Source organism: Streptomyces triticirhizae (assembly GCF_003696235.1).
Classification (GTDB): Bacteria; Actinomycetota; Actinomycetes; order Streptomycetales; family Streptomycetaceae; genus Streptomyces; species Streptomyces triticirhizae.
Map to the genome: position 1 here is coordinate 47,337 of NZ_RFFJ01000011.1, position 13,702 is coordinate 61,038.

At 73.6% G+C, this 13,702-nt stretch carries 12 protein-coding genes and 1 pseudogene; 10 read left to right on the top strand and 3 right to left on the bottom strand.

Annotation, left to right across the window (positions count from 1 at the left end; genetic code table 11):
• Positions 1-76 precede the first annotated feature (76 nt).
• Genes map through EBN88_RS04250 form a run of 3 tightly spaced genes read left to right on the top strand, consistent with a single transcriptional unit; the run spans position 77 to position 2,140 of the window.
• Positions 77-844, top strand: coding sequence for a type I methionyl aminopeptidase (map, locus tag EBN88_RS04240; RefSeq protein ID WP_122182425.1), 768 nt, complete (start codon positions 77-79; stop codon positions 842-844).
• A 55-nt stretch (positions 845-899) separates the two neighbouring features.
• Entirely contained in the window at positions 900-1,487 is a 588-nt protein-coding gene (locus tag EBN88_RS04245) for a helix-turn-helix domain-containing protein (RefSeq protein ID WP_122182426.1), read from the top strand.
• Positions 1,484-2,140 carry a GNAT family N-acetyltransferase gene (locus tag EBN88_RS04250; protein WP_122182427.1) on the top strand — a complete coding sequence of 219 codons (657 nt, stop codon included), beginning with the start codon at positions 1,484-1,486 and terminating at the stop codon, positions 2,138-2,140. Before EBN88_RS04245 ends, EBN88_RS04250 begins: the two co-directional genes overlap by 4 nt.
• Here EBN88_RS04250 and EBN88_RS04255 read toward each other — a convergent pair.
• On the bottom strand, positions 2,068-2,445 hold the full coding sequence (locus tag EBN88_RS04255) for a hypothetical protein (RefSeq protein WP_122182428.1): 378 nt from the start codon (positions 2,443-2,445) through the stop codon (positions 2,068-2,070). The two genes, EBN88_RS04250 and EBN88_RS04255, sit on opposite strands and share 73 nt — an antisense overlap.
• A gap of 398 nt (positions 2,446-2,843) precedes the next feature.
• A complete protein-coding gene (gene cutA / locus EBN88_RS04260; protein ID WP_122182429.1) occupies positions 2,844-3,167 on the bottom strand; it encodes a divalent-cation tolerance protein CutA in 324 nt (107 codons plus the stop codon).
• 265 nt (positions 3,168-3,432) lie between these two features.
• On the opposite strand from cutA, the pseudogene EBN88_RS04265 reads away from it, so the two are divergent.
• Positions 3,433-5,418 (top strand): annotated as a pseudogene (locus tag EBN88_RS04265) (PA14 domain-containing protein); the annotation flags it as partial.
• A 148-nt stretch (positions 5,419-5,566) separates the two neighbouring features.
• Here the strand turns inward: EBN88_RS04265 and EBN88_RS04270 are convergent.
• On the bottom strand, positions 5,567-5,776 hold the full coding sequence (locus tag EBN88_RS04270; RefSeq protein ID WP_122182431.1) for a DUF4287 domain-containing protein: 210 nt from the start codon (positions 5,774-5,776) through the stop codon (positions 5,567-5,569).
• A 236-nt stretch (positions 5,777-6,012) separates the two neighbouring features.
• Here EBN88_RS04270 and EBN88_RS04275 point away from each other — a divergent pair, with 236 nt between their 5' ends.
• The 6 genes from EBN88_RS04275 to EBN88_RS04300 all read left to right on the top strand — a co-directional run.
• Positions 6,013-7,251, top strand: coding sequence for a PP2C family protein-serine/threonine phosphatase (locus tag EBN88_RS04275; RefSeq protein ID WP_122182443.1), 1,239 nt, complete (start codon positions 6,013-6,015; stop codon positions 7,249-7,251).
• Between the two features lie 512 nt (positions 7,252-7,763).
• Positions 7,764-9,941, top strand: coding sequence for a HAMP domain-containing protein (locus EBN88_RS04280; protein ID WP_147472639.1), 2,178 nt, complete (start codon positions 7,764-7,766; stop codon positions 9,939-9,941).
• Positions 9,942-10,009: 68 nt separating this feature from the next.
• The gene (gene pgsB, locus EBN88_RS04285) at positions 10,010-11,239 is read left to right on the top strand and encodes a poly-gamma-glutamate synthase PgsB (RefSeq protein ID WP_122182433.1); all 1,230 of its coding nucleotides are present in this window, start codon (positions 10,010-10,012) and stop codon (positions 11,237-11,239) included.
• Positions 11,236-11,718 carry a poly-gamma-glutamate biosynthesis protein PgsC/CapC gene (locus EBN88_RS04290; RefSeq protein ID WP_122182434.1) on the top strand — a complete coding sequence of 161 codons (483 nt, stop codon included), beginning with the start codon at positions 11,236-11,238 and terminating at the stop codon, positions 11,716-11,718. Before pgsB ends, EBN88_RS04290 begins: the two co-directional genes overlap by 4 nt.
• 146 nt (positions 11,719-11,864) lie before the next feature.
• The gene (locus EBN88_RS04295; RefSeq protein WP_407703372.1) at positions 11,865-12,638 is read left to right on the top strand and encodes a chitinase; all 774 of its coding nucleotides are present in this window, start codon (positions 11,865-11,867) and stop codon (positions 12,636-12,638) included.
• Positions 12,639-12,974: 336 nt separating this feature from the next.
• Positions 12,975-13,702, top strand: a 728-nt coding sequence (locus EBN88_RS04300; protein WP_233580445.1) for a CoA transferase, incomplete at its 3' end; no start/stop codon positions are given.

Consider the following 13,702-nt stretch of genomic DNA (forward strand, 5'->3'; position numbering starts at 1 on the left):
CCGCGACCCACACCCGCCCGCGACCGTGATACAAATACCGGTATAAGAATTGGCGCGAGGCGAACGGGTGGGACCCATGGTGGAGATCAAGAGCGATGCGGCGCTGGAGGCGATGCGCGAGGCCGGGCGGGTGGTCGGGCGCGCGCTGGCGGCCGTGCGGGAGGCGGCGGAGGTGGGCGTCTCGCTGCGGGAGTTGGACGAGGTGGCGGCGCGCGTGCTGAAGCGCGCCGGCGCGCGCTCCCCCTTCCTGGGCTACCAACCCTCCTTCGCGCCGGTGCCGTTCCCCGGCGTCATCTGCGCCTCCGTCAACGACGCCCTCGTCCACGGCATCCCCACCGACTACCGTCTGCGGGACGGCGACCTGCTCGGCGTCGACTGCGGCGCCGAGTTGGCCGGCTGGACCGGCGACGCGGCGATCACCTTCGCCGTCGGCACGCCCCGCGCGGCCGACCTCGCGCTGGTGGCGGCGGCCGAGCGGGCCCTGGCCGCCGGCATCGCGGCGGCCGTCCCCGGGAACCGGCTCGGCGACATCGGCCACGCCGTCGGCGCGGTGGCCGCCTCCGTGGGGGCGGGGATGCCGACCGACTTCGGCGGGCATGGCATCGGGCGGCTGATGCACGAGGACCCGTCCGTGCCCAACCGGGGCCGCCCCGGCCGGGGTTATCCGCTGCGCCACGGCCTGACCCTGGCCATCGAGCCGATGCTGATGGCCGGCGGCCGGAACGCCTACCGCGTGGACGACGACGGCTGGACGCTGCGCACCGTGGACGGCAGCCGGGGAGCGCACGTCGAGCACACGGTCGCGATCACCAACGACGGCCCCCGGGTGCTGACCCTGCCCTGACCCGGCACGGACCCTCGTGGCGGGCGGCTCCCGAATATGGGATAGCATCCCGAATATGGGAAACGAGGGCGTGGGAGACGTCGCCGAGCGGGAGATGGACGCCAGGCTGGCCGGCCGGCTGGCCGCGTTGCGGGTCGAACGGGGCTGGTCGCTGGAGGAGTTGGCGCGCCGCACGGGCGTCAGCCGGTCGACCCTCTCCCGGCTGGAGCGGGCCGAGATCAGCCCCACGGCCACCCTGCTGAACCGGCTCTGCGCGGCCTACGAGCGGACCATGTCCCGGCTGCTCGCCGAGGTCGAGGCCGAGCCGCCCGAACTGGTCGACGTCGAACGGCAGTTGGTCTGGCGCGACGAGGAGGCCGGCCTGGTCCGCCGCTCGGTCTCCCCGCCGCACCCGGGGCTGCGGGCCGAGCTGGTCGAGGTCGAACTGGCCCCGGGCGCCGACATCGCCTACGACGGGCCGCCGGTGCCCGGCGTCGAGCAGCACATCTGGGTGCGCGAGGGCGCGCTGGAGATCGCCGTCAACGGGCGCGAGCACCGGGTGGCCGCCGGCGCCTGCCTGCGCTTCCGGCTCTGGGGCACGTCCCGCTTCCGCTGCCCCGGGCCCGAACCCGTGCGCTACGCGCTGGTGGTGGTGCTGCCATGACCGCCCACCGTGTGAGCATCGCGAGCGGCGCGCAGAGCGCGCACGGGGCGCACGGGGCATCCGGCGCGCACGGGGTGGCCGGGGTGGCCATCCGCCGGCTGGGCGTGGCGGACTTCGACGAGGTCGTGCCCGAACTGGCGCGGTTGCTGGTGGAGTTGGTCGCCGGCAGCGTCTCGCTCGGCTTTCTGCGCCCGCTGGAACCGGCGGCCGCCGAGCGGTGGTGGCGCGGCCGGCGGGCCGCCGTCGCCGAGGGGGAGCTGACCGTCTGGGTGGCGGCCGAGGGCGGAACGGTGCTCGGCACCGTCGGGCTCTCCCGAGCGCCCATGCCCGCCGGCCGGCACCGGGCCGAGGTGGTGAAGCTGATGGTGCGGCCCGACGCCCAGGGCAGGGGCCTGGGCCGCGCCCTGCTCGCCACGGCCGAACGGGCCGCGCGGGCGGCCGGGTTGCGGCTGTTGCTCCTGGACACCGAGGCCGGCACCCCGGCCGAACGGCTCTACCGGGCCACCGGCTGGTCCCACTACGGCACGGTGCCGGAGTACGCCGCCGAGTCCGGCGGGGTGCTGCGGGACTGCGCCTTCTTCTACAAGCCGCTCGACGAGGCGCCGCCCGACGCGGCCGTCGACAGCAGGCCGCCCTCGCGCAGCGGGAGGTGAGCCCCGGCCCGTGCCGAGCCGTCGGGCGCGACGATGGCGTCGACGTCGTCGACGTCCCATGTGACGCGGAAGCCCACGGGGAGCGCGAGCATGGCCAGCGCGCCGGGGCGCGTGCGCCACAGCTCCGCCACCGGGCACGTGGGCCATGCCGCCTCCGGGAGCGGGTCGGCGCTCCCGGCCGCGCCATCCTCCGCGTCGCCTTCGGCGGTCCCTCGCCTCAGCAGCCAGCCGGAGTCGCCGGGGCCGGGCGCGCGCCGCTCCAGCACCACGGCAGCCGCCCGTTCCGCGCCCGGCTCGATGCGCACGGTCTCGGTGAAGTCCGGTGCCGGCCGGGGAGTTCGTCGTGGTGGAGGGCCAGGGCGAGGCATCGTTCCCGGGCTTGCGGTAGCCGAAGGGTGGTGCCAAGCCTGGCCTCCCAGCGCTCCTCGCCCACCGCGCGCCGGTCGCATCCGGCGTGCGGAGCGCCCACCTCGGGCCGGCGCGCGCCCGCGGAGTCCAGCCGGAACCGCGCCCCGCCGTACCGCACCCCGCGCCCAGCCGTCAGCTCCTCGGCCGGTATCTCGGCCATCCGCGCCAACAGGCGCTCCACCAGCTCTTGTTGCTCTGAGGCGGCGGTGACCCGCACGGCCAGGCCGGCGACGGTGTGCACCTTCCCAACCGAAACGGAACGGGAACGGGTGAGGCCGGGAGCGGCGGCCGGCCGTCAGCCGTCGGTGGTCTCCGTCTCCAGCCACCGTAGATAGTCCGCGCCGCCACGGGCGATCTCGGTGGCCACGATCTGCGGCACCTCATAGCCGTGCGACTCCCTGACCAGGGCTTCGAGTTCCGGATAGCGGGCGGCCGTGGTCTTGAGGACCAGCCGCCACTCCTGATCCGAGGTGACCTCGCCCTGCCACCGGTAGACGCTGGTGATCGGCCCGTCCACCTGGGCGCAGGCGGCGAGCCGCGCGGCCACGGCCGCCCGGCCGATGGCCTCGGCGGCCTCGCGGCTGTCGAGGGTGGTGGTGACGACGAGATGGTCGGCCATGGCGAAACTCCCTGAACGCGGCTGAGGAAACGATATCGACGCCCGCCCCACCCCGTGCCCGCCCCGGGCACCCCGTGCCCGCCCCGAACGCCTGCGTGCCCGCACACCCCCGTCTTTCCCGGAAACGGACGAAGTTGTCCTCGGAGAGGCGAAAGTTATGGACAGGACCGATCAAAGTCCCTACCTTGCCCGCGAGATGGGTTAGTCGCGAGTACATGACAGCGCTCGTGACCTCCCCACAGCACCCGTCACGGCAGGAGGACAAGTGAATCGACGGAAGGTACGGAGCAGGCGCAGACGCGCGGTGGGCGTGCTGCTCCCCGCGCTTCTGCTCGGCGGTCTCGCGGCGCCGAGCATCGCGGCGGACGTCCCGCCACAGGAGCCGGGGGTCACCCTGCGCAGCTTCGATGTGGGGCTACCGCTGGAGGAGATCTGCACCCTGAAGTCGGGTCAGACCCCCAACGTGGACAAGCTGATGCCGGTCATCGACTGGCAGTCCACCGATGACTTCGGGCTGGACGACTTCTTCCTCTCCCAGGTCATCGCCAACATCAGCATTCCCGAGGAGGGGGACTACAACTTCCGCCTCATCAGCGACGACGGCTCCCGACTGCTGATCGACGACCAGCTGGTCATCGACCACGACGGCCTGCACTCGGCCGAGCCCAAGGACGGCAGCGTCCACCTCACCTCCGGCTATCACGCCCTGCACATCGACTACTTCGACCACGCCGCCGAGCAACAGCTCACGCTCCAGTGGCAGCCACCGGGCGCCGAGGGCTTCACCACCGTGCCCAACGAGGTGCTGTCCACCGACGCGGACGTCGTGCGCGTCACCGCGCCCGGACAGAAGGAGTGCGAGGGCGGCCTCGACTCTCCGGGCGACGGGCTGCCGTTGGACTCCGTCTTCCCCGGCTACGACCTGACCGACCTGCGACCCGAGGGCTTCGAGCCCCAGGTCTCCGCCATGGACTGGCTGCCGGACGACCGGCTCGCCATCACCACCTGGGGTGGCACCGACAACGTCGCCGGCGAGGCGTACATCCTGGACAACGTCACCGGCACCACCTCGCCCGACCAGGTCACCTACACCAAGATCGCCGAGGGCCTCAACGAGCCCATGGGCATCAAGTGGGTGGACGGCTCCCTCTATGTCTCCGAGAAGCACCAGCTCACCAGGCTGGTGGACGACAACGGGGACGAGGTCGCCGACAGCCACGAGACGGTGGCCGAGTGGCCCTACGGCGGCAACTTCCACGAGTTCGCCTTCGGACTGCTCTATGAGGACGGCTACTTCTACCTCAACCTGTCGGTCGCCATCGACCTCGGCGGCAACACCACCGACCCGCAGCCCGCGCCCAACCGGGGCACCACGATCAGGGTCAGCCAGGAGACCGGCGAGGTCGAGTACATCGCCGGCGGCCTGCGCACCCCGCACGGCATCGGCTGGGGCCCGGAGGGCGAGATCTTCGTCACCGACAACCAGGGCGGCTGGCTGCCCTCGTCGAAGCTGCTCCACATCGAGCAGGACCGCTTCTTCAACCACTACATGAACCCGCCCGGCCCGTTCGACGAGAACGAGGTCACCAAGCCGGTGCTCTGGATGCCGCAGAACGAGATAGGCAACTCGCCCAGCACCCCGCTCACGCTGAACGAGGGCCCGTACGCCGGCCAGATGCTGATCGCCGACGTCACCTACGGCGGCCTCCAGCGGGCCTATCTGGAGCAGGTCGACGGCGCCTACCAGGGCGCGCTCTTCCGGCACACCCAGGGCCTTGAGGTCGGCGTCACCCGGGTCAGCCTGGGTCCGGACGGCGCCCTGTACATCGGTGGCCTGGGCGCCGGCGGCAACTGGGGCCAGGAGGGCAAGCTCAACTACGGACTCCAGAAGCTGACGCCCAATGGGAACAGCGTCTTCGACATCCACGAGATGCGCGCCACGTCCAACGGCTTCGTGCTCAGCTACACCGAGCCGCTCTCCCAGGAGACGGCCGACGCGCTGGCCGGGGCCTACCAGGTCGAGCAGTGGCGCTACGAGCCGACGTCCGACTACGGCGGGCCCAAGCTGGACCAGGAGACCCTCCAGGTCACCTCGGCCGAACTCTCGGAGGACGGCACGGAGGTGACGCTGGTCATCGACGGGCTCCAGCCCGACCGGGTCGTCCACGTCCAGTCCCCGCGCCCCTTCAGCTCCGCCGACGGCGAGACGCTGTGGAGCACCGAGGCATGGTACACGCTCAACGCCATCCCGCAGGGCTGACGCCCCGCGAGGGGTGACCCCGTGATCCCGTCCGGCCCGCCACCAGCGGCGGGCCGGACGGGAACCGATGAGCCGCCGAAGTCCCCGGCCGGCCGCCGCGAACCGCCGCCGGACGTGGAAGGCCGCAGGCACCATGGCGCTACTTCCGCCCCTCCGCGCGGGCGTGGGCGACCAGCGCGTTGGCGTGGCCGTGGCCCAGGCCGTGCTCCGTCTTCAGCCAGGAGACCAACTCCCCGTGCCGGGTCAGCGGCGAGGCGCTGATCAGCTCCTGCCAGTGCGCTATCGGCTGTCCGTAGGTCTTCTCGATGCTCGGGAAGTAACTGGCCGGGCCCTTGGGTGCGTTGGTCATGGTCACGCCTTTCGTCCGCGTTGTCCCTCATCCGCTCACCCCTTATGACTACCTGGACGGAGGAAAGCGCGCGGCCCCGCGATGTGATCTGAGTCACACTCCACCCGGGCGCCCGCCCCGACTCCGTCCGTGTGACCTGCCCGCGATCGGGACCGGCGCGGTCGGCCGGCCGACCGCCCTCGCCCTAGGGTGGCGCCACGGAAACCGGGTCCCACGGGACGGGAGGTGTGGACCAGATGACGGAGTCGACGATCGACTACGCGGCGGTCTATCGGGCGTACCCCTCGGCGGTCGCCCTCCTGACTCCCGAACTGCGCTACGTGGAGGCCAACGCGGCCTATCTCAAGGTCGCCGGGCGGCAGTGGGAGGACCTGCTGGGCCGCCACTTCTGGGAGGTGTTCCCCGACAACCCGGAGGACGAGCAGGCCAGCGGCACCCGCAACCTGAGGCACTCGCTGGAGCGGGTCGCGGCCAGCGGGGAACGGGACCCGATGGCCATCCAGCGCTACGACGTGGAGTCGGCCGAGAAGCCGGGCGAGTTCACCGAGCGGTACTGGAGCATCGTCAACGCCCCCGTCCCGGACGAGGACGGCCGGGTGCGGCTGATCCTGCACCGGGTCGAGGAGGTCACCGAGCTGGTCAAGGCCAGGGGAGAGCCCCTCGCCCCGGAGGCCGAGGACCGCGCCCGCCGCCTGGAGTCCGATCTCCTCACCAGGGCCGGGGAGTTGCAGAGCGCCAACGAGCGACTCCGGGAGGCGCACGCCAGGGAGCGCCAGGTCGGCCTGAGCCTGCAACGTTCGATGCTTCCCGAGCCCGACCTGAGGGTGCCGCGCGACGCGGCGGTGCGCTACCGGCCGGCCAGCGCCACGATGAACGTCTGCGGCGACTGGTACGACATCATCGACCTGGACGGGGACCGGATCACCCTCGCCGTGGGCGACGTCGTCGGCCACGGCCTGGAGGCGGCCGGCGTGATGGGCCAGCTGCGCAGCGCGCTGAGCGCGGTGGCCCGGGTCTCGGAGAGCCCGAAGCAGGCCCTGAGCATCCTCGACCTCTACGCCCGCTCGGTGCCGGGAGCCCAGACCGCCACGGTGGTCAAGCTGTTCGTCGACTGGGAGGCCCACGTCCTGGTCTACTCCAGCGCGGGCCACCTGCCGCCGGCACTGGCGCGCGGCACCGGCCGGGTGGACTTCCTCGACGAGGCCACCAGCCCGCCGCTGGCCGTGCTCCCGACGCACGCGGAGCCGGCCGAGGCGTCCGTTCCCTTCGCGTCGGGCGACGTGCTGGTGCTCTACACCGACGGCCTGATCGAGCGGCGCGACGAGGACATCGACCAGGGGCTGGCCCGGCTGGCGACCTCGCTGGAGCGCCACCGCACCAAGCCCGCCGAGGCGCTCGCCGACTCCCTGCTGGTCGAGCTGCTGCCGCCCCAGGGCACCGAGGACGACACCGCGCTGGTCATCCTCCGGCTCTGAAACCCGCGCCAGGACCCCTCCGGCGGGCGGCGGCCAAGGCCCCGACCGCCGCCCGCCGGAAGGTTGCCGCCGGAATGTCGGAAGAGTGTGGAGAGTTCTTCCCGCCAATGCCCGAAAGCCCGAATGCCCCAATGCGAGAGAACGGGATATCAAGCGCTTTCCCGGCCGCCCCGAGACCCTACCGGCGAGTTGGCGATCCGCGGCCCGGCGGGTGAAAGGTCAAAGCCTATCGCCGGTCGCCGCCCGCGACATGTCGAATTCCGGTCCGGGACGCGGATCGGGACCGGCCCGTAGCGCCGTACCGGTACAGGAGTTGGGTAACGGACCTCCGGGGACGGTTTATCCGCCTCGGTGCGCTGCGCCCGCTCCGCATAACCGGGGCCGCAGGTACGAACCAGACCTGCACAGTTTCTCGACGCTTCTATCCAGAGTTTTTCATCAATTTCTGGGACAACAGAGTCGCCGCTTCTTCCCCCACACCTGCGGCTGTCACCGAAGAGGACCTCCACACCGTGAATCCCCCCACCACGGTGCCCGCCGAAACGCGCGCGCCGTTATCCCCGCGCCGCCCGGAGCACCGTCCCCACCGCGCCGCCTGGCGCGCCGACATGCCGCTGCTGGGCGGTTTTCGGCCACCGCTGCTGGTGCTGCTCGCGCTGCTGGTCGTGGTCGCCGCCCACACCGCGCTGCTCGTCCCCGCCTCCCCCGAAGGCCCCGTCACCGGCGCCGAGCGCGAGGCGCAGCACGGCGTGGCCCAGGACGCGGCGGCCGCCACCCGCGCCACCCTCGACGAGTCGGTCGCCGACCTGCGGCGGGTCGCCGCCACCCTCGGCGAGCCGCCGCCCACGGCCGACGCCCTCGCCGCGCTCGCGCCCGGCCACCGGGGCTGGCTCGGGCTCGCCCACTACGCCTCGCCGGACGAGGCCAGTTCCGGCCGCCCCGCCGTCGCGCACGGCGAGCCGCTGCCCGCGTTCGAACCGCCCGAGGGCCCGGCGGGCGGCGAGATCCCGCCGCGCCTGGTGCGCGCGCGGAACGGCGAGATCCGGCTGTTGGCGCTGGCCCACGTCGGCACGCCCGAACGGCCTGGGCTGCTGGCCGCGCTCTCCCCGGTCGCCGCGCCCGCCGTCGGCCCCGAGGCCGACCGCCGCGTCCAACTCGTCGACCAGACCGGCCGGGTGGTGGCCGCCACCGGCCGCGACCCCGGCTCGGCTGAGGCCGCCGAGCTGGCCTCGGCGGCCGTGGCGGACGGCGGCGCCGGCGGCAGCCTGGTCGGCGAGCCCCGCGACGGGCTGGTCACCGTCGCCGGCTACGCGACCCTCGCCGGCCGCGCGCCCGACGACCGTTCCGGCGCCGACGCGGCCGGGCTCGGCCTGACCGTCGTCACGGACGTCCAAGCCCCCGTCCCTGGCCCTGCCGCGCCGGGCCACCGGGCTTCGGCCGCCCTGCTGGCCGGCGCGCTGCTGCTGATCGCGCTGCCCGCCGGCTGGCTGCTCCGCCGTTCCCTGACCCGTCCGGTCGCCCAACTCGGCGTGGCCGCCACGCGGTTGGCCGGCGGCGACACCCGGGAGCCGGTGCGTGTGCCGCGCTTCGGCGAGCCGGCCAGGATCGGGCGCGCCCTGGAGTCGCTGCGCCGGCAGCTGGCCCACGCCGAGCCGCACGCGCCGCCCGAGCCGGTCCGGCGCCGCCGCCCCGGCCTCGGCGTCCGCACGGTCGTGCTGCTCTGCCTGGTGCCGCTGGTGGCCTGGTCGGCCGCCGCGCTCCTCGTGGTCCACCGGGCCGACGCCGCCGCGCTGCCCGAGCGGCTCCTCGTCGACCAGGAGCAGCGCGGCGCGTTCGCCGCCGAGCGGGTCGCCCGGGGGCTGCGCGAGGGCCACTCCGACCTGCGGTCGGTCGCCGCCCGCCTGGAGGGGCTCCAACCCGTCGGCCACGACGCGGTGTTGGCCGACGCCCTGGAGGCGCACGCCCGCTACCGCGCGCTCTATCTGGTGGACGGCTCCGGCGCTCCGCTGGCCGGCGTGGGCGACGCGCCCTCGATGCCCGTCGAGGCACGGGCGTTGGGTGGCGGCCCGTTCGGCACGGCCGGGATCGTCGCCCTGCGCACCGACCAGCCGCTGGTCGCGGCCCGAGTGCCGGCAGGCGGCGGGGAGTTGACGCTGGTCGGCGAGTTCTCCCACGGGCATCTCGACCAGGTGTTGGCGCGGCCCGGGCTCGGCGAGGTCTGGCTGACCGACCGTTCGGGCACCGTCATGGCCACCGGCGAGGACACCCCGATCCCGGAACGGCTGCCGGAGGCCCGGCTCGACGACGCGGTCGAGGCCGGCATCACCGGGCAGGTCAGCCGCGCCGGGGAGCCGGCGATGATCACCGTCACCCGGCTGTCGCCCGAGGGGGAGGCGGCGGCGCTCGACGGCTGGCACCTGGTGGTCCGCCAGTCCACCTCCTGGCTGGACCTGCCCGCCAACCAGGTCGAGCACCGCACCGTCTTCGCCGGCCTGTTGGCGCTCACCGCCTCCGTCGGCTGCCTGGGCTGGCTGCACATCGTGGTCGTCCGCCCGCTGCGCGCCCTGGCCGCCCGGGCCGAGGCCCTGGCCGACGGCGACCGCACCACCCCGCTCTACCCGGTGCACCACGACGAGGTGGGCACCGTCACCCGCGCCCTGGAGCGCGTCCGTCACCAACTCCCGGGTTGACCGCACCAACTCCCGGGCCGATCACAGCACTTCCCGTCACCGCCCGCACCGGTGGAAGGAATCCCGTCGTGCTCTACCTCTACTCCGTCCTGACCTCGTGCTGCCTGCTCCTCCTGATCGGGGGCGTCGTCGAACAGCGCCGCCACGAGGCGAACCTGCGCCAGATACCGCTGCGCGTCCTGGTCAATGGCATCCGTGGCAAGTCCTCCATCACCCGGCTGTGTGCCGGCGCGCTGCGCGGCGGCGGGCTGGTCACCGTGGCCAAGACCACCGGAACCGCCGCCCGGTTCATCCATCCCGACGCCACCGAGGAGCCGGTGCACCGCAAGTTCGGCATCGCCAACGTCGGCGAGCAGCTCGGCATCGTCCGCCGCGCGGCCGGCTACCGCCCCGACGCGCTGGTGATCGAGTGCATGGCGGTCCAGCCGGCGCTCCAGGAGGTCAACCAGAGCAAGCTGATCCGCTCCTCGGTCGGCGTGATCTGCAACGTCAGGGAGGACCACCTGGAGGAGATGGGCCCGACGCTGGACGACGTGGCGCGCTCGCTGGCCCGCTCGATGCCGGTGGGCGGGATCTGCGTCACCGCCGAGCGGGAACGCTTCGACGTGCTGCTCGCCGAGGCCAGGGCGAGGGACTGCCAACTCCTGTACGCCGACCCGGAGTCGGTGACCGACGAGGAGCTGCGCGGGTTCACCTGGTTCACCTTCAAGGAGAACGTCGCCATCGCGCTTGAGGTGGCCCGGCTGGCCGGCGTCAGCCGGGAGATCGCGCTGAAGGGCATGTACGCGGCGCCGCCGGACCCGGGCGTGCTCTCCGTGGAGCGCTACCGCACCCCCGCCGGCGGCTTGTTGCGCTTCGCGAACGTTTTCGCCGCGAACGACCCCGAGTCCACGGTCGCCAACGTGCGGCGGCTGCTGGCGGAGGGCGCGATCGGCCGGCCGCTGCACGTGGTGGTCAACTGCCGCCCCGACCGGATCGAGCGCAACGGCCAGATGGGCGAGGTGGTGCGCGCGTTGGACCCGGAGGGCGTCCTTCTGATCGGCCACCCCACGCGGAGCGCGGCCGACCACATCCCGGCGCCCTGGCGGGAGCGGGTCACGGACCTCGGCGGCGAGCGCAGGCCGCCGGACGAGCTGACGTCCCTGCTGCTCTCCCACCTTCCGCCCGAGGCTTCGCTGGTCGCGGTCGGGAACATTCACGGCCAGGGCGAGGCGCTGCTGGAACGGCTGGCGGCGCTCCCCGCGTCGCCGGCCGACGCGGAGGCGGCCCGGCCCGCCCGCCAGGAGGCGGCGCGGTGAGCCTCAGCAGCCTGCCGCCCGACGCGGCGGCCCTCGGCATCGGCCTGGGCCTCCTCTTCTCCCTGGTCTGCTATCTGACCACCAACCTCTCGCCCGGCGGCATGATCACCCCGGGCTGGCTGGCCATCACCCTCTTCGAGGACCCGAGGCAGACCGCCATGGTGGTGGCCGCCTCCGGCGCGACCTATGCCGGCAGCCGGCTGCTCCAGGGCGTGGTCATTCTCTATGGCAAACGACTCTTCGCGGCGGTGGTCCTCTTCGGGGTGGTGCTCCAGGCGACGCTCTTCCTGCTGCTGCGCGAGGAGTTCCCGATGCTGTACTCCAACGAGACGCTCGGCTTCGTGGTCCCCGGGCTGATCGCCTACCAGCTGCTGCGTCAACCCCGGCTGGCCACGGGCGTCTCGGTGGTCTCGGTGACCCTGCTGACCTACGCCGTGCTGCTCTCGGGGCTGCTGCTGGGGCTGATTCCCAAGGTCTGAACTCCCGCGCGGGCGCCGGGTATTGGTACAGACCGATTGGTACAGACCAAACCCTTGACACCCCCCTCCGTCGGCTTCTTCAATCACCCCAGGTTCCCCCGCGAGACCCGTACCGGAATCCCGACCGCTCGTCCGAAAGGATTGACATGGCCATGTTTGGAAGGGGGTGGCGCGCGCTGCGCGTCGCCGGCCCGCTGGCCGTCGCCACGCTCCTGGCCGGGCTGCTCACCGCGCTCCCGGCGTCCGCCACGGCGCCCACCGCCCCCGCCGCGCCCACGGCCACGGGAGACGTCGCGCCCAGCGCGTTCCCCGTCTCCGAGGGCCAGTTCAACGAGATGTTCCCGAACCGGAACCCGTTCTACACGTACCAGGGCCTCACCGCCGCCCTCAGCTCCTACCCCGACTTCGCCAACGCCGGCGGCGACACCATCGCCCGCCGGGAGGCCGCCGCGTTCCTCGCCAACGCCAGCCACGAGACCGGCGGCCTGGTGCATGTGGTGGAGCAGAACCAGGACAACTACCCGCACTACTGCGACTGGAGCCAGCCCTACGGCTGCCCGGCCGGGCAGGCCGCCTACTACGGCCGAGGCCCCATCCAGCTGAGCTGGAACTTCAACTACAAGGCCGCCGGCGACGCGCTCGGCATCGACCTGCTGGGCAACCCCTGGCTGGTGGAGCAGGACCCGGCCGTCGCCTGGCGCACCGCGCTCTGGTACTGGAACACCCAGTCCGGGCCCGGGACCATGACCCCGCACGACGCCATCGTCAACGAGGTCGGCTTCGGCGAGACGATCCGCGCCATCAACGGCTCGCTGGAGTGCGACGGCGGCAACCCCGGGCAGGTGCAGAGCCGGATCGACACCTATCTGCGGTTCACCGCGATCCTCGGCGTCGACCCCGGCGGCAACCTCTCCTGCTGAACCCCCGCTGAACCGTCCCGCCGAAGGCTCCCCGCTGACGGCCCGACGGCCCAACGGCTCGGCCCCACGGCCCTCTTCGCGTCAGCGAAGAGGGCCGTGGCCGTCTCCACCCGGCGGCTCGGCTACGCCATGCTCGCCGACGGCTCGGTTGACGGGGGGCGCGGGGGCGCGCCCGCGCCGGCGCGCGAGGGCGCGGGCGCCCGGCGGCTCGATCGCCTGAGCGAGGGGCTCACCCTTCGGGGTGTATCCGTCGCCGTTGCCGCCCCAACTCGGGGCGTGCGCGCCCACGATGGGGCGCGTGAACGTCAAGGGCCGGAAGCGAGCGGGAGGTTGACCGTGCGGGTCACGACCGAGGAGGCGGGGGGCCGCGCGCCCGGCGCGTCGGGGGACCGCGCGCCGGCGCATCGCGTTGTCGCCGCGCGCCTGTTGCGCGCGCTGCCGCCGGAGGCGCTCCGCGAGGTGGCCGGCGTCACCGACTGGGCCGGGCCCGTCGACCTGCCGCTGGTGGACGAGCGCACCGTGCAGGCCGGTTGCGGCATCGCCCATGTGCACGGGCGCGCCGCCGGCGCCCCGCGCCCCCTCGCGGTGGAGTACGCCGCCACGGTCGCCGGCGTGCTCACCGCCCAGGGCGTCTGCGCCGCGCTGCTGGCCCGCCGGCGCGGCCTGGCGCTGCGCCGGGTCACCACCTCCGTCGCCCAGGCCGCGCTGCTCTCCCTCACCCAGTACCTGGCGGCCGCCACCGCCCCCGAAGGGCCGGCCGAGGAACACCCGCCGGGCACCGCGACGTTGGTCTCGGCGGACGGCGTCCCCGTCGAGATCGAGACGCTCAACCCGGACGCCTGGCGGGAGTTCTGGCGTCGGCTCGGCGTGCCGGCCGCCCTCGCCGGGCGCGGCTGGGCGCCGTTCCAACGCCGGTTCGCCACCGGCGTCTGCCCGCTCCCCGACCCCCTGCGGTCGGCCGCCCTGGCCGTGCCGCTGGCCGGCCTCGCCGAGGCCGCCGCGCACGGCGGGCTCAGCCTGGTCGCGCTTCCCGACGACCCGAACCCCGCCGGCCTGCCCGCCCC